Raw genomic sequence first — 19,458 nt, forward strand, 5'->3', positions numbered from 1 at the left:
CTCACCGCCCGCGTCTACGACGCCGCCCGCGAAACCGAACTCGAACGCGCGCCGAATCTCTCGGCCCGTCTGCGCAACACCGTCCTGCTCAAGCGCGAGGACAACCAGCCGGTGTTCTCGTTCAAGCTGCGCGGCGCCTACAACAAGATGGCGCATCTGTCGGCGGAACAACTGCAGCGCGGCGTGATTACGGCTTCGGCGGGCAATCACGCGCAGGGCGTGGCGCTCTCCGCGGCGCGTCTGGGCGTGAAGGCGGTGATCTGCGTGCCGGTGACGACGCCGCAGGTGAAAGTCGATGCCGTGCGCGCCCACGGCGGCGCGATGGTCGAAGTCGTGCAGGCCGGCGAATCCTACAGCGACGCCTACGCCCACGCCGTGCGCCTGCAGGAAGAACGCGGCCTGACCTTCGTGCATCCCTTCGACGATCCTCACGTGATCGCCGGTCAGGGCACGGTGGCGATGGAAATCCTCAGCAAGCATCAGGCCCCGATTCACGCGATCTTCGTGCCGATCGGCGGCGGCGGCCTGGCGGCGGGCGTCGCGGCGTATGTGAAAGCGGTGCGTCCGGAGATCAAGGTGATCGGCGTGCAGACCGACGATTCCTGCGCGATGGCGCAGTCGCTCAAGGCGGGCAAGCGTGTCGAACTCAGCGAGGTGGGCCTGTTCTCGGACGGCACGGCGGTGAAACTGGTGGGCGAGGAAACCTTCCGCCTGTGCCAGGCATATCTGGACGATGTGCTCACCGTCGACACCGACGCGCTGTGCGCCGCCATCAAGGACGTTTTCCAGGACACGCGCAGCGTGCTCGAACCGGCGGGCGCGCTGGCCGTCGCGGGCGCGAAGCAGTACGCCGAACGTGAAGGCGTTGAAGGCAAGACGCTGATCGCGATCACCTCGGGCGCGAACATGAACTTCGACCGCATGCGCTTCGTGGCCGAGCGCGCCGAAGTGGGTGAAGCGCGCGAAGCGGTGTTCGCGGTGACGATTCCGGAGGAGCGCGGCAGCTTCAAGCGCTTCTGCGAACTGGTCGGCACGCGCAGCGTCACCGAATTCAACTACCGCATCGACGACGCCGAGCGCGCGCATATCTTCGTCGGCGTGCAGATCCGCAATCGCGGCGAGTCGCAGCAGATCGCCGGGGCTTTCGTCGAGCACGGTTTCCCGAGCGTCGACCTGACCGGCGACGAACTCTCGAAGCAGCACATCCGCTATATGGTGGGTGGGCGCTCGCCGCTCGCGCACGACGAACGCCTGTTCCGCTTCGAGTTTCCGGAACGCCCGGGCGCGCTGATGCGCTTCCTCTCGTCGATGGCGCCGAACTGGAATATCAGCCTGTTCCACTACCGCAACCAGGGCGCGGACTACAGCTCGATTCTGGTCGGCATCCAGGTGCCGGCCGCGGAAGATGCGGAGTTCCGCCGTTTCCTCGCGACGCTCGGTTATCCGCATTGGGAAGAGACGAAGAATCCGGCTTATCGTTTGTTCCTCTCGTAAAGAAGGGCCCACGACTGTGTCCGTTTCGCTCTCCGACAAACTGGTGGTCGCGATCTCGTCGCGCGCGCTGTTCGATTTCGAGGATGAGAACCGCGTCTACGAGACCGGCGACCTGCGCAGCTACGAGGCGCTGCAGCGCGAGCGGCTGAATGTGCCCGCGCGCCCCGGCGTCGCGTTCGCGCTGATCCGCAAGCTGCTCGCGCTCAACAACGGCGCGCATCACGTGGAAGTGGTGATCCTCTCGCGCAGCGATCCGATCAGCGGCCTGCGCGCGTTCAGTTCGTGCCGCGAGCATCAGCTCGACATCCAGCGCGGCGTCTTCACGCGCGGGCGCGAACCCTGGCATTACCTTAAGCCGCTCAACGCGTCGCTGTTTCTGTCGGCCAATCCCGAGGACGTGCGCGGCGCGCTCGACGCGGGCTTTCCGGCCGCGCGCGTGTTCCCACGAGACGACGCAAATTCGGCGACAATGGCAGAACGCAACGCGCACGAGATTCGCATCGCGTTCGACGGCGATGCGGTGCTGTTTTCCGACGAAGCCGAGCAGATCTTCCAGCGTGACGGCCTGGGCGCCTTCGTGAGCCACGAGCGCGATAACCGCGAACTACCGCTCGCGCACGGTCCGCTCCAGCCGCTGCTCGCCGCACTGAACCGCCTGCAAAAGCTCGCGGACGCCAATGCGCAGATGCGCATTCGCACGGCGCTCGTGACCGCGCGCTCGGCGCCCGCGCATGAGCGCGCGATCCGCACGCTGATGGCCTGGAACATCGAAATCGACGAAGCGATGTTCCTGGGCGGACTCGACAAAGGCCCGTTCCTGCGCGAGTTCGAACCGGATTTTTTCTTCGACGACCAGATCCGCCACTGCGAATCGGCCCGCTCGGTCACCGCGACCGGGCATGTGGCGAGCGGCGTGGCCAATCCCGTGGACGCCGTGCGCGCAGCGCGCGCGACGCTCACGAACGACGCATCAACCGAAACCAGCGCATCATGACTCCCGAACAATCCCCGCTCGGCAAGGCGTCGAGCTACACCGAGCAATACGACGCGAAACTGCTGTTCCCGATCCCGCGCATCGGCGCGCGCGAACAGATCGGCATCGGCGCGCAACTGCCCTTCTTCGGCACCGATATCTGGAACGCCTACGAGCTTTCGTGGCTCAACGCGCGCGGCAAGCCGCAGATCGCCATCGCCACGTTCTTCATTCCCGCCGATTCGCCCAATATCGTCGAATCGAAGTCGTTCAAGCTGTACCTGGGCTCGTTCGCGCAAACCGCGTTTGCGTCCGCCGATGAAGTGCACGACATCCTCAAGCGCGACGTATCGGCGGCTTGCGGCGCGTCGGTGTCGGTGAAGCTCGACCAGCCGGGCGCGTTCGGCAAGATCGCGTTCGAGGAGTTCGACGGCCTGTCGATCGACCGGCTCGATCTGGACACGGACGTCTATCACCCGGACCCGTCGCTGCTGAAGGCGGCGGTGGGCGAATCGCCGGTTGAAGAAACGCTGGTGTCGAACCTGCTCAAATCGAACTGCCCGGTGACGGGCCAGCCCGACTGGGGCAGCGTGCAGATTCACTACGTCGGGCCGCAGATCGATCAGGCCGGGCTGCTGCGCTACATCATCTCGTTCCGCAACCACACGGGCTTCCACGAGCAATGCGCCGAACGCATCTTCATGGACATCCTGCGCGAGTGCAAACCGGACCGGCTCGCGGTCTACGCGCGCTACACGCGTCGCGGCGGACTCGACATCAATCCGTTCCGCACCAACTTCAACATGCCGATGCCGGATAACGCGCGTCTTGCGCGTCAATAAGCGGCAGTTAGTGGATGTAGATGCAAAAAGCGCCGGTTTTGCCGGCGCTTTTTTATTGCTGCTTTTTGCTGCTTATTGCTGCGATTGAGGCAGTTCCGCCGCGCCCATGCGGCGCGCGATCACGCCCGCGCGCTGCGAGAGAAACGCGGAATTGCGATGATCGTCGAAGTACTTGGGACGCGGCAGCATCACCGCCAGCCGCGCCGACTGCCAGGCGGTCAGCTTCGTCGCGTTCGTCTTGTAGTAATGCTGCGCGGCGGCCTGCGCGCCATAAACGCCATTGCCCCACTCCACCGAATTCAGATAGATCTCGAAGATGCGCTCCTTGTCGAGCAGCGTCTCCAGCATCCACGTGATGATCAGCTCCTGGCCTTTGCGGATATAGCTTTTCTCGCGCGACAGGAACAGATTGCGCGCGAGTTGCTGCGTGATCGTCGAGCCACCGCGCACAATGTGGCCGCGCTTCTTGTTGCGCTCCCACGCCTGCAGGATGGCGTCGGTTTCGTAGCCGTTGTTGTTGACGAAGTTGGCGTCCTCGGACGCGATGATCGCGCGCTTGAGATTGCGCGAAATCTGGTCGTACGGCACCCATTGATGCTGGATGTCGAGACCCGGCCGGTCGGCGGCCAGGTACGCTGCGTCGGAACGCATGAACGCCGTGCTCTGCGGATCGACGGAGTTCCACGTCGCGATCTGCGCGAAGTAGAACAGTTGCAGCGCAAACCACGAAACGACCGCAACCGAAGCCGCGTAAATCAGCCAGCGCAGCGCGCCGGGGCGCTTCACCGGCTCGTTACCGCGCGACGCAGCCGTACGCTGGGCGAAGCCGCGCACGTAGTCGCTTGCGGTTTGCGGTCCCGCGTCGCGGCGCATCGCGTGGCGCTCGCGAGATCAGACCTGCGCCGCGATCTGCGCGCGCAGGTCGGCCAGCACGGGTGCGCCGTCCGGACGCACGCCGCGCCAGACGAAGAACGACTCGGCGGCCTGCTCGACCAGCATGCCCAGGCCATCCGCTGCGCGCGCGCCCAGCGATTCGGCGTGACGCATGAAGACGGTCGGCTCGGCGCCGTACATCATGTCGTAGGCGAGCGAGCCCGCGCCGAACGCGCGTGCGTCGCACTCGGGCAGCGCCGCATCCAGACTGCCGGCCGTCGCGTTGATGATGACGTCGTAGGGCTTTGCATCGACGGCTTGCGGACCGCCGCCGTTGATCAGGCAACCGAACTCGCGCGCCGCGCCTTCGAATTGCTCGATCAGCGCGTGCGCTTTGTGCGCGGTGCGATTGACGATGGTGATTTCGAGCGGATTGCGTTCGAGCATCGGCAGCACGACGCCGCGCGCCGCACCACCGGCGCCGAGCAGCAGCACGCGCGCGCCCTTGAGCGGCACGCCCAGATTCACTTCGATGTCGCGAACGAGGCCGAAACCGTCGGTGTTGTCGCCGAAAATGCCGTCTTCGTCAAAACGCAGCGTATTGACCGCGCCCGCCGCCGCCGCACGCGGCGACAGACGATGTGCGAGCGCATGCGCTTCGAGCTTGAACGGCACGGTGACGTTCAAGCCGCGACCACCCGCGGCGCGAAACGCCTGCACATGCTCGACGAAACCGTCGAGCGGCGCGAGCAGGCGGTCGTACTCGACCGGCTCGCCCGTGGCGGCGGCAAATTGCGCGTGGATCGACGGCGACTTGCTGTGCGCAATCGGATTGCCGACGACGGCGTAGCGGTCGCGATGCTGCGATTGATCGACGCTCATTCGCGCGGCTCCGTGGCGTGCTGGTCTGCGTGCTGTTCGGCTTGCTGCACTTCTTCGCCGCCTTCCTGCGTTTCGCCTTCGGCGTTCGCTTCTGCGTCGGCTTCTGCGTCCGCTTCGGCCTGCGCTTCCGCTTCGCTTTGCGCGGAATCGTCGGCGGCTTCGATCAGCTCTTCGTCTTCGCCCGCTTCTTCCTCGGGCTGCTCGCCGCTCGTCACGACCGGCGCGTCGAGCACGCGCAGCATGCGCACCGACGCCTCGATCGTCAGTTCGTCGATCGACATCACTTCCATCATCAGGCGCGTGCCGCGTGCGTGCACACCCAGCGCCGGCACGTGCATGAGCAGCGGCACTTCCTCGAAGCGCACCAGATCGTCCTTGACGACAGTGGCCGGGAATTCGCGACGCGGCTCGCCGCTGTCACCGCGCATTTCCTGCTGGAGCCAGCGCAGGCACCAGAAGTACTCCATGCGGCGCTGGTGATCGGCGTAAGCCGTGTAGGTTTCGTCGAAGCCCTGCACGACGGCGAACAGATCGGCGTCCTTGGGCTTGAACGGCGCGACCAGCTTGGCGGCCACGCCGTGCTCCACGCACGCGAGCAACTGCCACTGGTTCACGAGGTCGACGTAGCGGCGCAGCGGCGAGGTGCTCCACGCATATTGCGCAACGCCCAGGCCTTCGTGCGGCGCAGCGTTGGTCTGCATGCGCGTGCGCTTGGGGCCCGTAGGCGCACCGAACGCGCGCTGCGAGCGGTAAATGCCCGGCACGCCGTGATCGTTGAGGAACGCGCCCCAGGTGGAGTTCGCGAGAATCGCCAGTTCGGCGACGATCATGTCGAGCGGCGAGCCGCGGCGGCGCGGCGTGATGCTGACCTGCTCGCCTTCCACGTAGAAGTTGTAGTCGGTGTTGCGCTGCACTTCACGGCGCAGGCCGTAGCCCGCGCGCGCCTGCTGGCGCTTTTCGAACAGCGCCTGCGCGAACGGCCACAGCACGGCGATGTCGTCCTTGTGCGGATAGTCGCCCGTGCCCGCGGCCAGGGTTTCTTCCGTGACGACTTCGTCGAGCGTGTTGTGACGCAGGTTGCTCTTCACGAACACGCGCTCGGCGCGCGTTTCGCTGGCGACGATTTCCTGGGTCTCGCGGTTCACGATGCTGTAGAGCGACAGCGCCGGGCGCAGGCCGCCTTCCTTGAGCGTGAAGGCATCGACGAAATCGTCGGGCAGCATGGTGATCTTGTCGCCCGGCATGTAGACCGTCGACAGACGCGTGCGCGCAATCGTGTCGGCCGTGTCGCCGCGCGCGATGCCCAGCGCCGGCGCCGCGATGTGGATACCGATACGCACGCGGCCATCGGCGAGATGCTCGATGGAGAACGCATCGTCGATTTCGGTCGTGGTGACGTCGTCGATCGAGAACGCCTGGACGTGATCGCCTGCATCCGGCAGCGTGTCGGGCAGCGCGCCCACTTCGACCGGCGGGAAACCGGTGCCGTGCGGGAAGAATTCGGCGAGGAAGCGCGCTTCGTGCAGCGCACGCGGCGACGAAATCCCGCCGCATTCGAGCATCAGGCGCGGCATCGAAATACCGCGCGCAGCCGCAGCCGCTTCGAGCGCCTTGTATTCGATCGAGTTCTTGTCCGGCTTGGTGAGCAGACCAAGCGCCTTGTCCTTGAGCGCTTCAGGCAGCTTGCCCGCCTTCATCTCTTCTTCGTAGCCGGCCTGCACGAGCGCCTGCTGGCGCTTGCGCTCGAGCGACGCGAGCGCCATCTTGAGTTGCTCTTCGGGCGCACGCTGATACTGGCCACGACCCTTGCGGCGGAAATACACGGGCGAGCCGTGCAGGCGCAGCACCAGCGCGGCGCGCTCGACCGGGCCGTAAGTCGCGCCGAAATACTCGGTCGCGAGCGCCGTATAGGCGAATTCGTCGGCGGGCGCGCACTCCCACAGGAAATCGAGGTCGATTTCCTGCGCGGCTGCGTCGGCCTGCTCCAGCAGTTCACCGGCGGCGGGCTTGTCGAATTCGATCAGCACGTCCTTGGCGCGCACCTTGGCGCGCCGGCCGCCCGGCAACTCGACCTGAAACGCGTCGCCCTGCTTCGACAGCACGCTGCCGGCCTTGAAACTGCCCGATTCCTCAAAGAAAACGTTCACTCAACACTCTCGTTCAGTCTTGCTATCACCGTCGTCGGGCGCGGCGCGCCCGGGCGGTGCTGCTGTATACATATAGGCGCTCGCGCATGGGGCGCGAACGGCGCGACGCCTGGGTTCTTCCCCTAAGCTGCATCGCAGAAGCGGATAACTTCGTCGACGTAATCGGCAAATTCGCTGATGCCGTGGTCACTGCCTTCGATCAGGTGCGTCGCGACACCCGGATAGTGCGCCAGCATCTCGCGGTAATCGAGCACTTCGTCACCGGTCGCGGCGAGCAGATAGTAGCGCTGCGGCTGGCTGATCTGCGCGACGGCCAGCGCACGCAATTCGTCGATATGATGCGGCTCGACGACGATGCTGCCGCCACCGTGCCACAAAGGCTGCTCGCCCAGATACTTCGACAGATCGCGATCCGGCACGACCGCCGGGTTCAGCAGCGCGGCGCGCCAGCCGTGCTTTTCGGCCAGATACGTGGCGAAGTAGCCGCCCAGCGAACTGCCGATCAGCGTGATCTTTTCGACCGCTTTGGCGTGCGCGCCAATTTCCTGCTCGATCTGCGCGATCGCTTCGGCGGGCGAAACCGGCAGCGTCGGGCACAACCACTCGCCCGCGCGGCCCAGTTCGGCCAGACGCGCCGCCAGCAGGCGCGCCTTGAACGACTGCGGCGACGAACGGAAACCGTGCAGATAGACGATCACGTCGCGCTCCGCGCCGCCAGCGCATCCAGCAGCTTCTGATGCACGCCGCCAAATCCGCCGTTGCTCATCACCAGCACCTGGTCACCCGGACGCGCGGCGGCGGCCACGGCCTTCACCAGCGTGTCGAGGTCGTGATAGGCATGCGCCTTCTCGCCCAGGGGCGCGAGCGCGCCCGCCAGATCCCAGCCCAGCGCGTCCTTGCCGCTGGGCGCGCCGTAGCCGAACACGAGGTCGGCATCGGCGAGACTTGCAGGCAGTTGCGCCTTCATCACACCCAGTTTCATCGTGTTCGAGCGCGGCTCCAGCACGGCAAGGATGCGCGTATTGTTTTTGCCCACGCGCGTGCGCAGGCCCGCGATAGTCGTTTCGATCGCCGTCGGGTGGTGCGCGAAATCGTCATAGACGGTCACACCGTCCACGCTGCCGCGCACTTCCATGCGGCGCTTCACATTGCGAAAGCTGGCCAGCGACGCTGCGGCCTGCGCGGGCGGCACGCCCACGCTGCGCGCGGCGGCGATTGCCGCCAGCGCATTCAGGCGGTTGTGCTCGCCCTGGATCTGCCAGTCGACCACGCCCACGCGCTCGCTGTTGTGATAGACGGCGAAGCGTTCGTCCACGGCCACGCCGTCTTCAGCCGGCAACGCCTGCCAGCCGCCATCCACGCCGAAACGCTCGACATCGCTCCACACACCGCGCGTCAACACGCGCTCCAGCGCCTCGCTGCGGCCGTTCGAGACCACGCGGCCCACGCCTGGAATGGTGCGGATCAGATGATGGAACTGCGTCTCGATAGCGGCGAGATCGGGGAAGATATCGGCGTGATCGAATTCGAGATTGTTGAGCAGCGCCGTGCGCGGACGGTAATGGACGAACTTCGAACGCTTGTCGAAGAACGCCGTGTCGTATTCGTCGGCTTCGATCACGAAGAAGCTCGAATCGGTCAGGCGCGCGGAAATACCGAAGTTCAGCGGCACGCCGCCGATCAGGAAGCCGGGATTGAGGCCCGCGTCTTCGAGCAGCCACGCGAGCATCGAACTCGTGGTGGTCTTGCCGTGCGTGCCCGCCACGGCGAGCACCCATTTGTCGCGCAGCACGTGCTCGCCGAGCCACTGCGGACCCGACGTGTACGGCAGGCCGCGATTGAGGATCTCCTCCATCAGCGGATTGCCGCGCGACACCACGTTGCCGATCACGTAAAGATCGGGGTTCAGCTCGGTCTGGCTCGCGTCGTAGCCTTCGATCAGGCGGATACCCTGCGCTTCGAGCTGCGTGCTCATCGGCGGATAGACGCCCGCGTCGCAGCCGGTGACCGTGTGGCCCGCACTGCGCGCGAGCACGGCGAGACCGCCCATGAACGTGCCGCAGATGCCGAGGATATGGATGTGCATAAGCCTGTCGCGCCGCGCGGGCGTCGTGAACGGGTTGATCGGTTTATTGGGATGGGTAAAGCAAGACGGCGGCGCCTGGCCTGGGTCGCCGCCGGAGCAAAGGACAGTATTGTACCCGAGCCCTGTGGGCTTTTTCGCTGGGGCGGGCGTGGGGGTGGCCGTGTGGCCGCGCTGGTGTAGAGCCGGCATTGGCCGATTGCCCGGGCGAGCGCCTGCGGGGACGCCATGCGTTCTCTAGTATGATGGACGCATGATTCGCAGAGCTCATTTCGATCCTCAGCGCGTGCGCGAGGAAATTGCCATCTCGGCAGCACGGATGATTGCCGAGGACGGCCTCGATTACGCCACCGCCAAGCGCAAGGCTGCGCGGCAGGTGGTCGGGGACACCCGCATCGAAGGTGTCTGGCTGCCCGACAATGACCAGATCGAGGAAGAAATCCGCGAATATCAGGCCCTGTTTCAGGGCGACAGCCAACCGGCGGTGCTGCGGCACCTGCGCGAGATCGCGCTGGACTGGATGACGAAGCTCGCGGTATTCAACCCGTTCCTCACCGGCGCGGTGCTCAACGGCACAGCTGGCGAGCATTCGGACATCCATCTGCAGATCTTCTGCGATAACGCCAAGGACGTCGCCATCTGGCTGCTGAACGCGAACGTGCAGTATGACGTCTCGGAAACGCGCCACTTTGCCGCGCGCGGCTATGTGGAAACGCTCAGCTTCCTGTGGAAGCCCTCGCGTAACGAAGAGCCGGTCGGCATTCACGTCGCGCTCTACAATACCGACGACCTGCGCGGCGCCGTTCGTGCCGACGCCCGCGGGCGTGTGCCACGCGCGAATGCGCAGGCACTCCAGGCGCTGATCGACGAAAACGGCGCCACCTCGACAACCTGACCCACCTGACTCTTATAGACAGCGCAGCAATGAACACAAAGCGGATTCTGGCCGGCGTCGCAGTCGCGGCGGTGGCGGCCTGCGGCGGCATTATTGCAGGACACTTTGCGAGCGGCGGGCATGAAGGTAGCGCCTCCGCCATCACCAACGCGGACGCGGCAACAGTCGCCGGCAAACAGAGCGCGGTGGACCAGCTCTGGTCGGCCGCCGTCACCAACCCGGATGGCAAGCCGCAGTCGCTCGCCATCTATAAAGGCCACCCGATCGTGGTGAACTTCTGGGCCTCCTGGTGCGGCCCGTGCGTCGAGGAAATGCCCGAGCTTTCCGCGCTGCATCGCGAATATGCGAAGAAAGGCATCCAGTTCGTCGGACTTGGCGTGGATTCGGCGGCCAACATCAAGACTTTCCTCAGCAAGGTCAAGGTCGACTACCCGATCTATATCGCCGGTTTTGGCGGTGCGGATGTCGCACGCGCCTTCGGCAACAACGCCGGGGGCTTGCCTTACACCGTCGTAATCGACGCGAACGGCGCCGTTCGTGCGACAAAATTAGGCCAAATTAAACCGGACGAGATGCGCCACACGCTTGACGCACTTTGACGCGGCCGAACAATTGACCGGGGCTTAACGGCCGTAGAGCACTTTTTGCCGGTCGAATTGATGCAATTGACTGAAGATGGACCTCACCGCGCCTTACAGCGCCGTATAGGGGTCACATCGACCGTTTGGAAAACTAGACAAATTTCTCTAATCAGCGCTAAAGTTCGCGCAATTCCACGGAAAAAGAAGCGACCATGACGCGACTGCTGGTTTTGCACGGACCCAACCTCAACCTTCTCGGCACCCGGGAACCGGAGGTCTATGGGCGCGTGACGCTGCCGCAGATCGATCAGGCGCTCGCCGACCGTGCCGCCGACGCCGGCGTGGAGCTTGCGACGTTCCAGAGCAACCACGAAGGCGCGCTGGTCGACCGCATCCAGGCCGCCCGCACGGAACAGACGGATTTCATCCTGATCAACCCGGCGGCGTACACGCACACCAGCGTGGCGATCCGGGATGCGCTGGCAGGCGTGGGCATTCCGTTCGTCGAGATCCATCTCTCGAACGTGCATCGCCGCGAAGCCTTCCGGCATCACTCGTATTTTTCCGACCAGGCCGAAGGCGTCATCTGCGGCCTCGGCTGGAAGGGTTATCTCTACGCGCTCGAATACGCGCTCGACCGGCTCGCTGCCCGGTCGGCCGCCTGACTTCGGCGCCGGATGACCGACGCACTCTGAAAGACAACTCTTATCCCGTGCCGGGACGCGCGCGCCCCGGCACCTCACGTATTCAAGCAAAGGGGCTGCACCATGGATCTACGTAAGCTGAAGACTCTGATCGACCTCGTCTCCGAATCGGGCATCTCGGAACTCGAAGTCACCGAGGGCGAAGGCAAGGTGCGCATCGTCAAGAACGCGCCGCCGGTCTACGTACAGCCGAGCGCAGCACAATTCGCGGCGCCGTACGCCGGCGCCCCTGCGGCAGCCGCACCGGCCCACGCAGGCGAAGCCGCAGCGCCCGCCGCTGCCGCGCCGGCCGTGCCGCAAGGCCACGTCGTGACCTCGCCGATGGTCGGCACGTTCTACCGCGCGCCGTCGCCGGGCGCCGACCCGTTCGTCCAGGTGGGCGACACGGTCAAGGAAGGCCAGACGCTGTGCATCATCGAAGCGATGAAGCTGCTCAACGAAATCGAGTCGGACGTTGCGGGCGTGGTCAAGGAAATCCTCGTCGAGAACGGCCAGGCGGTCGAATACGGCCAGCCGCTCTACGTGGTCGCGTAAGCCCGGCCACCCGCAGATCACGAGCGTTTCGCATGAGCGCGCCGGCGCTTCGCGCGACATCCCTCTGGCGCCGCACCGCCCTCGCCGGTCGCGGCGCGCGCGGCCACCAGCGCCGCGCGCTCCACCGGTCCTCCCTGGCGGCCCGCCTGCATGGCCATGCGGCGCCCATTGATGAGTCGAATACCCACCATGTTTGAAAAAATCCTTATTGCCAATCGTGGCGAAATCGCGCTGCGCATTCAGCGCGCGTGCCGCGAACTCGGCGTCAAGACGGTCGTCGTCTATTCGGAAGCCGACAAGGAAGCCAAGTACGTGAAGCTCGCGGACGAGGCGGTCTGTACCGGCCCGGCGCCTTCGAACCTGAGTTACCTGAACATGCCCGCGCTCATCAGCGCGGCGGAAGTCACCGACGCCGAGGCGATCCACCCCGGCTACGGCTTCCTGTCGGAAAACGCCGACTTCGCCGAGCGCGTCGAGCAATCGGGCTTCACCTTCATCGGTCCGCGCCCGGAAACGATCCGCATGATGGGCGACAAGGTCACGGCCAAGCAGACCATGATCAAGACCGGCGTGCCCTGCGTGCCGGGCTCGGAAGGCGCTCTGCCCGACGATCCGAAAGAAATCGTGAAGATTGCGCGCGCGATCGGCTACCCGGTCATCATCAAGGCTTCGGGTGGCGGCGGTGGTCGCGGCATGCGTGTGGTGCACACGGAAGCGGCGCTCGTGAACGCGGTCAACATGACGCGCGAAGAAGCGGGCCGCGCCTTCGGCAACCCGCAGGTCTACATGGAGAAGTACCTCGAGAATCCGCGTCACATCGAGATTCAGGTCCTCTCCGACTCGCACAAGAACGCCGTGTGGCTGGGCGAGCGTGACTGCTCGATGCAGCGCCGCCATCAGAAGGTGATCGAGGAAGCGCCGGCGCCGGGCATCGCGCGCCGCCTGCTCGACCGCATCGGCGACCGTTGCGCCGACGCCTGCAAGAAGATGGGCTATCTGGGCGCGGGCACGTTCGAATTCCTGTACGAAAACGGCGAGTTCTACTTCATCGAAATGAACACGCGCGTGCAGGTCGAGCACCCGGTCACCGAGCAGATCACCGGCATCGACATTGTGCAGGAACAGATCCGCATCGCCGCGGGCGAGAAGCTCGCGTTCCGCCAGCGCGACATCCAGTTGAAGGGCCACTCGATCGAGTGCCGTATCAACGCGGAAGATCCGTTCAAGTTCACGCCGTCGCCGGGCCGCCTGACCTCGTGGCACATGCCGGGCGGTCCCGGCGTGCGCGTCGACTCGCATGCCTACAATGGCTATTTTGTGCCGCCGAACTATGATTCGATGATCGGCAAGCTGATCACCTACGGCGCAACGCGCGAACAGGCGATCCAGCGCATGCGCATCGCGCTGTCGGAAATGGTGGTCGAAGGCATTTCGACCAACATCCCGCTGCACCGCGAGCTGATGCTCGACGCCAAGTTTGTCGAAGGCGGCACCAGCATTCACTACCTCGAAAGCCGTCTGGCCGAGCGCCAGTCTGTGAAGAAGGACGAAGCGTAATTCCATGAGCTACCGGGAACTGATCGTCGAACTCGAGCGCGATCGCGCGGAAGAACTCTCCGACGCGCTGATCGAGCTTGGCGCCCTCTCGGTGTCGGTGGAAGACGCCGACGCCGACACGCCCGACGAGCAGCCGCTCTTCGGCGAACCGGGCCTCACGCCCGAGCGCACCGCGTGGCAGCATTCGCGTGTGATCGCGCTGATCGGCGCCGATCAGGAACCGGCCGTGCTGCTCGCGGCCGCGTCCAACGAGCTGGGTCTGGCCGAAACGCCGAAGCACACGCTGCGCGAAGTCGAGGAACAGGACTGGGTGCGCCTCACTCAATCGCAGTTCGACCCGATTCCGATCGGCGAGCGCATCTGGGTGGTGCCGTCGTGGCACGACGCGCCGGATCCGGACGCGCTGGTGCTCGAACTCGATCCGGGCCTGGCTTTCGGCACGGGCAGCCATCCCACCACTCGTCTGTGCATGGAGTGGCTTGAGCAGAACGTGCAGCCGGAAACCTCGCTGCTCGATTACGGTTGCGGCTCGGGCATCCTCGCGATCCTCGCGAAGAAGTGCGGCGCCAACCCCGTGATCGGCATCGACATCGACCCGCAGGCGGTCGAATCGGCGCGTCATAACAGCGAACGCAACCACGCGGACGTGACCTATGGCCTGCCCGACGACCTGCAGCCGGGCGAGTTCGACATCGTCGTTGCAAACATTCTTTCGAATCCGCTCAAGCTGATGGCGTCGATGCTTTCGTCGCGCGTGAAGCCGGGCGGACGCATCGCGCTGTCGGGCATTCTGGCCCGCCAGGCCGATGAAGTGGCGCAGGTGTACGCGCAATGGATCGATATCTCGGTCTGGCGCGAGCACGAAGGCTGGGTCTGCCTGGCCGGTACGCGTCGCGCATAACGCTCCACGAAAGCCGCCTGTCCCCTCGGGGCGGCGGCTCAAGTCGTTAAGCGTCGTGGATTGCCATTAGAATGGCGGGTATCGCCAACCATCCGGGTCCACGGCACACATGCTCCTGGCCACGCGCTGCCCCTTCTGCGAAACCGTATTCCGTGTCCAGCCGGCGCAGCTCGCCGCGCGCCGCGGCCTCGTGCGCTGCGGCCATTGTCAGGAAGCTTTCGACGCATCGGGTAGTCTGTACGAAATGCCCGAAGGCGGCGACTTCGCATTGGCCACGCCCGTTGCGGCCGATATTGCCGCGAGCCTGACAACGCCGCATGCGGCAGCAGTTTCGCATTCAACACACCATGCGCACCACGAGCCGGTCGCGCAGCCGGTAGAACCCGAACCCATCGTCGAGCCGCCGCGCGAGCCGGAACCGGAACCCGCGCTGGCACCCGCGTCCGAACCCGCGCGGCAAGCCGCCGCTCCGATTCCTGAAGCGGCACCGGAAGTCGCGCCCGCTCCTGAAGCCGAAGCGCCCGCCCGCCCCGCGCCGCCGCCGAATTTTTCGAGCGCCGCCTGGGATCCGTGGGCGCCGCAGCCGGACAGCCACATCGATCCGCGCCTGCAATACAACGCCGAACATCTGCCGCAAGCCAGCCTTGCCGCCGCCGCGACCAGCCATACGTTGCGCGGAGTCGAAATGCGCGTGGTCCACGACGACGAACCCACGTTCGCGTCCACGCCGGCACCTGCCGCAGCCGAAACGCCCGCCGAACCCTTCCCGCCCGCCACGCGCTGGACGCGGGTCGAGCCCGAACTGATTCCGCCCGAGCCGGTCGCGCCAGGCAGCGCACATGCGGCTCACACCGAACCGACGCTTTCGTCGGGCGAAACGGGCCGCACGGCGCCCCGCCCACACCCCATCGATCCCGAACCGGCGCTGAGCCGCTCCACGGCGATTGCAACAGGTACTGCGGCGGGGGCCGCCGCCAGCGCGCCCGCCTTCACTGCGCTGGACGCCAAAGACGGCGACGAACCCTTCGCGGTGACGCGCGAAGCGCCCGCGCGCGCCAAGGGGCACCCGGGCTGGCGCATCTTCGGTTCGCTGCTGGCGCTCGCGCTGATCGTGCTGCTCGCGCTGCAACTCGTCTGGTGGCAACGCGAAAGCGTGATGGTCTACTGGCCCGCGTCGCAGCCGATCTACCAGCAGGTCTGCGCGCAACTCGGCTGCCGCGTGAACCCGCCGCGCGACATCGACGGTCTGCAGGTGCAACCGTCCGATCTGCGCCAGGTGGACGACCCGCATCATCTCGAACTGAAGGTGCCGCTGCGCAACCGCTTCCAGGTGGCGCTCGCGTATCCGGCCATCGAACTCACGCTGCTGGACCGCCAGAACAACGTGGTGCTGCGCCGCGTGCTCTGGCCGCAGGACTACGTGCCGCCCGGCACCCGCATAGACGCGGGTCTGCCCGCGCGCACCACGCAGACGATGATCGTGCGGCTCGATACCGGCAACGTCATCGCATCGAATTTTCGCATCGAGATCTTCTATCCGTAGCCGCGCATCCGTGCGCGCGCGCCTCTGGCACCCGGCGTCGCCGGGTGCGCCACTCACCACAACAGCCTTAAATCCGGAGAGCACATCATGAGTCAAGTCACGCTAGGCGGTAACCCGATCGACGTCGCAGGCACCTTCCCGGCGCCGGGCCAGAAAGCTCCGTCGTTCTCGCTCGTCGGCAAGGATCTGAAGCCGGTCGCACTCGCCGATTTCGCCGGCAAGCGCAAGGTTCTGAACATCGTGCCGAGCCTCGACACGCCGACCTGCGCCACCTCGACGCGCAAGTTCAACGAAGCCGCCGCCAACCTCGAGAACACGGCTGTCGTCGTGATCTCGGGCGACCTGCCGTTCGCAGCCGGCCGCTTCTGCACGACCGAAGGCATCGAAAACGTCGTCACGGCGTCGACGTTCCGCGGCCATGAGTTCGCGCAAGCCTACGGCGTGGACATCACCAGCGGCCCGCTGACGGGCCTCACGGCACGCGCCGTGGTGGTGATCGACGCGAACGACAACGTCGTGTACGCAGAACGCGTCGGCGAAATCAAGAACGAGCCGAACTACGACGCAGCACTCGCCGCGCTGAAGTAATCACGGCGGCGGCGCGCACAGCGCAGATTGCGACAGCATCGGTACGACGATACCCGCCGCGCGCCGCCCTCTTTCATCACACGCATCACAGGAATTCCCGCCTTGGCTACGCTCATTTGCGGCTCGCTCGCCTACGACAACATCATGACCTTCGAGGGTCGCTTCCGGGAGCACATCCTGCCCGAGCAGGTGCACATCCTCAACGTGAGCTTCCTCGTGCCGACGATGCGCCGCGAATTCGGCGGCTGCGCGGGCAATATCGGTTACTCGCTGCATCTGCTGGGCGGCGACGCGCGCATCATGGGCACGCTCGGCGCTGCCGACGCGCAGCCCTACATGGATCGCTTCAACACGCTCGGCCTGAACACGGCGCATGTGCGCGTGCTGCCCGACATGTGGTCGGCGCAGGCGATGATCACGACCGATCTCGAAAACAACCAGATCACCGCGTTCCACCCGGGCGCGATGATGCAGTCGCACGTGAACAAGGCAGACGAAGCGCCCGGCATCAAGCTCGGCATCGTCGCGCCGGACGGCTTCGACGGCATGGTCCAGCACGTGGAGCAACTCGCGAAGGCACAAATCCCGTTTGTCTTCGATCCGGGTCAAGGTTTGCCGCTGTTTGACGGTGCGTCGCTGCGTCGCGCGATTGAACTTGCGACCTACCTGACGGTCAACGATTACGAAGCCAACCTTGTGAGCCACCGCACCGGCTGGTCGATCGAAGAAATGGCCAGCAAGGTCGACGCGCTCATCATCACGCGCGGCGAACAAGGCTCGCAGATCTACCACGACGGCCAGATCGAAGAGATCCCGGTCGTACAGGCCGAACGCGTGCTCGACCCGACCGGTTGCGGCGACGCCTTCCGCGGCGGCCTGCTCTACGGCATCGAGAACAAGCTCGGCTGGGCAACCACCGGGCGTCTCGCGAGCCTCATGGGCGCGCTCAAGATCGAGCAGCAAGGTCCGCAGAACTATGCGCCCACGAAAGCGCAGATCATGGAACGATTCAAGACGGCGTTCGGTTACGAACTGTCGCTCTGAACACGCAGCGCCGCGGGAACGGCGGGCATTGGAGTTTTTGGGAAATGAAAACAACAAATCGTCTGATTGTGGCCGTCATGATCGCGGGTTCGCTCGCCATGACGGGTTGCGCCTATAACAGCAGCTCCGCCGACGTTTACACCGCGTCGCAAGCGCAGCGCGAAGCCACGGTGCGCATGGCAGTGGTCGAAAGCGTGCGCGCAGTGAAGATCAGCTCGAACAACGGCCAGCCGAGCGGCCTGGGCGCCGTCGGCGGCGGCGCGCTTGGCGCAGTGGCCGGCAGCGCGATCGGCGGCGGGCGCGGCTCGATCGTCACCGGCATCATCGGCGGCATCGCGGGCGCGGTGGCCGGCAATGCGGTTGAAAACGGCGTGGCGATGCACGACGGTCTGGAGATCACCGTGCGTCTGGATAACGGCGACTATCGCGCCATCACGCAGACCGCCACGGGCGAAGTGTTCCAGGCCGGCGACCGCGTGCGCCTGCTCTCGAGCGGCGGCGTGACGCGCGTGACGCACTAACGAGGCAAGAGAATCATCCAGGCTGGCCTGCGATCACGCCAGCCGAACGAAGACCGGTTTCCCCTGTACCGCAGCGCGGCGCTTCGCGCCCACCTGCGGAACCTCAGGCGCATGCTCTCCCCTGTGCATGCGCCTTTTTTCATGTCCGCGCAGCCTTGTGGCTGGCCGTGCGTCTGCCCAGCAGGTCCATCACGCAAAACCTGCGGACGAAAAAAATCCCGCCGCGGATAACCCTGCGACGGGATTGCAGATCGGGCCTCGCAAGCAAACCGCCAGGCCCGACCACCGAAGCACACGTTGTTTAACTGACTCTCGCGCGCTTCGGCTTGTACTGCTTGAACTACTCGAACGGCTTACGGACGGCTGCCCGTCGGGAACGGCCATGCAGCGGCCGGGTTCAGCGCCGTCTTCACCGTTGCTGCGGGTGCAGCCGGTTGCGCAGCAGCAGCCGCAGGGGCAGCAGCGGCAGCCTTCTTCGCAGGCGCCTTGCGGGCAGCCTTCTTCGCAGCAGGCTTCTTGGCAGCAGGCGCGGCCTTCTTCGCAGGCGCAGCCTTCTTGGCAGCAGCCTTCTTCGCCGGTGCGGCCTTCTTGGCAGCAGCCTTCTTGGCCGGCGCTGCCTTCTTCGCAGCAACCTTCTTCACCGCGACCTTCTTGGCTGCAACCTTCTTCGCAGCGGCCTTCTTCGCCGGTGCTGCCTTCTTCGCAGCAACCTTCTTCACCGCGACTTTCTTGGCTGCGACCTTCTTGGCTGCAACCTTCTTCACTGCGGCCTTCTTCGCCGGTGCTGCCTTCTTCGCAGCAACCTTCTTCACGGCGACCTTCTTGGCAGCAACCTTCTTCGCAGCGGCCTTCTTCGCCGGTGCTGCCTTCTTCGCAGCAACCTTCTTCACGGCGACTTTCTTGGCTGCAACCTTCTTCACTGCTGCAACCTTCACTGCGGCCTTCTTCGCCGGAGCAGCAGCCTTCTTCGCTGCAACCTTCTTCACTGCGGCTTTCTTGGCCGCCGGTTTCTTCTTGGCAGTTGCCATTTTTTTCTCCTTCAGGTTTCAGATGAGAGTCAGTTCAAACTACACCCTTCGTCAAAACCCGCTTCCCGCAAACGCTTCTCAGGGCGCACGCTACAAAGCGGGCTATTCATCGGCGTACGCTGGTCCCGCGCGCTTACGCTAATGAATGCGGTAAGGCGCGCCGTGCTGAAAAGCACGGCGCGCCAGGTCATTCCGGCGTCGGCTACCGACACCGGGCAACGTTCGTTGAGGGCGCAAGCCACATGGCTCGCGCCTTTTTCCGGGGGGA

At 65.2% G+C, this 19,458-nt stretch carries 20 protein-coding genes and 1 pseudogene; 13 read left to right on the forward strand and 8 right to left on the reverse strand.

The window, feature by feature from the left end; genetic code table 11:
- The 3 genes and pseudogenes from ilvA to queF all read left to right on the forward strand — a co-directional run.
- Positions 1 to 1,494, forward strand: a 1,494-nt coding sequence (gene ilvA, locus VG320_RS05335) for a threonine ammonia-lyase, biosynthetic (RefSeq protein WP_327199103.1), incomplete at its 5' end; no start/stop codon positions are given.
- A gap of 16 nt (positions 1,495 to 1,510) precedes the next feature.
- A pseudogene (locus tag VG320_RS05340) lies at positions 1,511 to 2,416 on the forward strand (5'-nucleotidase); the annotation flags it as partial.
- Positions 2,417 to 2,484: 68 nt separating this feature from the next.
- Positions 2,485 to 3,309 carry an NADPH-dependent 7-cyano-7-deazaguanine reductase QueF gene (gene queF, locus VG320_RS05345; protein WP_327199104.1) on the forward strand — a complete coding sequence of 275 codons (825 nt, stop codon included), beginning with the start codon at positions 2,485 to 2,487 and terminating at the stop codon, positions 3,307 to 3,309.
- A gap of 72 nt (positions 3,310 to 3,381) precedes the next feature.
- On the opposite strand, the gene mtgA is transcribed toward queF, so the two are convergent.
- From mtgA to mpl, 5 genes are all read right to left on the reverse strand, one after another.
- On the reverse strand, positions 3,382 to 4,182 hold the full coding sequence (gene mtgA / locus VG320_RS05350; RefSeq protein WP_327199105.1) for a monofunctional biosynthetic peptidoglycan transglycosylase: 801 nt from the start codon (positions 4,180 to 4,182) through the stop codon (positions 3,382 to 3,384).
- An 18-nt stretch (positions 4,183 to 4,200) separates the two neighbouring features.
- Positions 4,201 to 5,064, reverse strand: a complete 864-nt coding sequence (aroE, locus tag VG320_RS05355; RefSeq protein ID WP_327199106.1) for a shikimate dehydrogenase — start codon at positions 5,062 to 5,064, stop codon at positions 4,201 to 4,203.
- Complete coding sequence (locus VG320_RS05360; RefSeq protein WP_327199107.1) at positions 5,061 to 7,211, reverse strand: ribonuclease catalytic domain-containing protein; 2,151 nt, start codon at positions 7,209 to 7,211, stop codon at positions 5,061 to 5,063. Before VG320_RS05360 ends, aroE begins: the two co-directional genes overlap by 4 nt.
- A 122-nt stretch (positions 7,212 to 7,333) precedes the next feature.
- Positions 7,334 to 7,909, reverse strand: coding sequence for a YqiA/YcfP family alpha/beta fold hydrolase (locus VG320_RS05365; RefSeq protein WP_327199108.1), 576 nt, complete (start codon positions 7,907 to 7,909; stop codon positions 7,334 to 7,336).
- The gene (gene mpl / locus VG320_RS05370) at positions 7,906 to 9,297 is read right to left on the reverse strand and encodes a UDP-N-acetylmuramate:L-alanyl-gamma-D-glutamyl-meso-diaminopimelate ligase (RefSeq protein WP_327199109.1); all 1,392 of its coding nucleotides are present in this window, start codon (positions 9,295 to 9,297) and stop codon (positions 7,906 to 7,908) included. The genes VG320_RS05365 and mpl overlap by 4 nt, the downstream gene beginning before the upstream one ends.
- A 250-nt stretch (positions 9,298 to 9,547) precedes the next feature.
- Here mpl and VG320_RS05375 point away from each other — a divergent pair, with 250 nt between their 5' ends.
- The 4 genes from VG320_RS05375 (at position 9,548) to accB (ending at position 12,008) form a co-directional block, all read left to right on the forward strand.
- On the forward strand, positions 9,548 to 10,189 hold the full coding sequence (locus tag VG320_RS05375) for a UDP-N-acetylmuramate--alanine ligase (RefSeq protein ID WP_327199110.1): 642 nt from the start codon (positions 9,548 to 9,550) through the stop codon (positions 10,187 to 10,189).
- Between the two features lie 29 nt (positions 10,190 to 10,218).
- Positions 10,219 to 10,788: a TlpA disulfide reductase family protein gene (locus VG320_RS05380; protein WP_327199111.1), complete on the forward strand. Its 570-nt coding sequence runs from the start codon at positions 10,219 to 10,221 to the stop codon at positions 10,786 to 10,788.
- Between the two features lie 194 nt (positions 10,789 to 10,982).
- Entirely contained in the window at positions 10,983 to 11,435 is a 453-nt protein-coding gene (aroQ, locus tag VG320_RS05385) for a type II 3-dehydroquinate dehydratase (RefSeq protein ID WP_103707263.1), read from the forward strand.
- A gap of 102 nt (positions 11,436 to 11,537) precedes the next feature.
- On the forward strand, positions 11,538 to 12,008 hold the full coding sequence (gene accB / locus VG320_RS05390; RefSeq protein ID WP_327199112.1) for an acetyl-CoA carboxylase biotin carboxyl carrier protein: 471 nt from the start codon (positions 11,538 to 11,540) through the stop codon (positions 12,006 to 12,008).
- Positions 12,009 to 12,025: 17 nt separating this feature from the next.
- Here the strand turns inward: accB and VG320_RS05395 are convergent, their stop codons facing one another.
- On the reverse strand, positions 12,026 to 12,199 hold the full coding sequence (locus VG320_RS05395; RefSeq protein ID WP_327199113.1) for a hypothetical protein: 174 nt from the start codon (positions 12,197 to 12,199) through the stop codon (positions 12,026 to 12,028).
- Between VG320_RS05395 and accC the strand changes: the two genes are divergently transcribed.
- The 6 genes from accC to VG320_RS05425 all read left to right on the forward strand — a co-directional run bounded on the left by accC (position 12,198) and on the right by VG320_RS05425 (position 18,162).
- A complete protein-coding gene (accC, locus tag VG320_RS05400; RefSeq protein WP_327199114.1) occupies positions 12,198 to 13,565 on the forward strand; it encodes an acetyl-CoA carboxylase biotin carboxylase subunit in 1,368 nt (455 codons plus the stop codon). The two genes, VG320_RS05395 and accC, sit on opposite strands and share 2 nt — an antisense overlap.
- A gap of 4 nt (positions 13,566 to 13,569) precedes the next feature.
- Complete coding sequence (gene prmA / locus VG320_RS05405) at positions 13,570 to 14,466, forward strand: 50S ribosomal protein L11 methyltransferase (protein ID WP_327199115.1); 897 nt, start codon at positions 13,570 to 13,572, stop codon at positions 14,464 to 14,466.
- A gap of 109 nt (positions 14,467 to 14,575) precedes the next feature.
- Positions 14,576 to 16,009 (forward strand): zinc-ribbon and DUF3426 domain-containing protein, encoded by a 1,434-nt coding sequence (locus tag VG320_RS05410; RefSeq protein WP_327199116.1) that lies wholly within the window; start codon positions 14,576 to 14,578, stop codon positions 16,007 to 16,009.
- An 87-nt stretch (positions 16,010 to 16,096) separates the two neighbouring features.
- Entirely contained in the window at positions 16,097 to 16,597 is a 501-nt protein-coding gene (gene tpx, locus VG320_RS05415; RefSeq protein ID WP_327199117.1) for a thiol peroxidase, read from the forward strand.
- Between the two features lie 102 nt (positions 16,598 to 16,699).
- Positions 16,700 to 17,641 carry a carbohydrate kinase family protein gene (locus tag VG320_RS05420; protein ID WP_327199118.1) on the forward strand — a complete coding sequence of 314 codons (942 nt, stop codon included), beginning with the start codon at positions 16,700 to 16,702 and terminating at the stop codon, positions 17,639 to 17,641.
- Between the two features lie 44 nt (positions 17,642 to 17,685).
- Entirely contained in the window at positions 17,686 to 18,162 is a 477-nt protein-coding gene (locus VG320_RS05425; protein WP_327199119.1) for a glycine zipper 2TM domain-containing protein, read from the forward strand.
- Between the two features lie 353 nt (positions 18,163 to 18,515).
- Here VG320_RS05425 and VG320_RS05430 read toward each other — a convergent pair whose 3' ends face one another.
- Positions 18,516 to 19,190 (reverse strand): histone H1-like DNA-binding protein, encoded by a 675-nt coding sequence (locus VG320_RS05430; protein ID WP_327199120.1) that lies wholly within the window; start codon positions 19,188 to 19,190, stop codon positions 18,516 to 18,518.
- Between the two features lie 29 nt (positions 19,191 to 19,219).
- Positions 19,220 to 19,458, reverse strand: a 239-nt coding sequence (locus tag VG320_RS05435; protein ID WP_327199121.1) for a hypothetical protein, incomplete at its 5' end; no start/stop codon positions are given.

The organism is Paraburkholderia sp. (assembly GCF_035948235.1).
GTDB lineage: Bacteria > Pseudomonadota > Gammaproteobacteria > Burkholderiales > Burkholderiaceae > Paraburkholderia.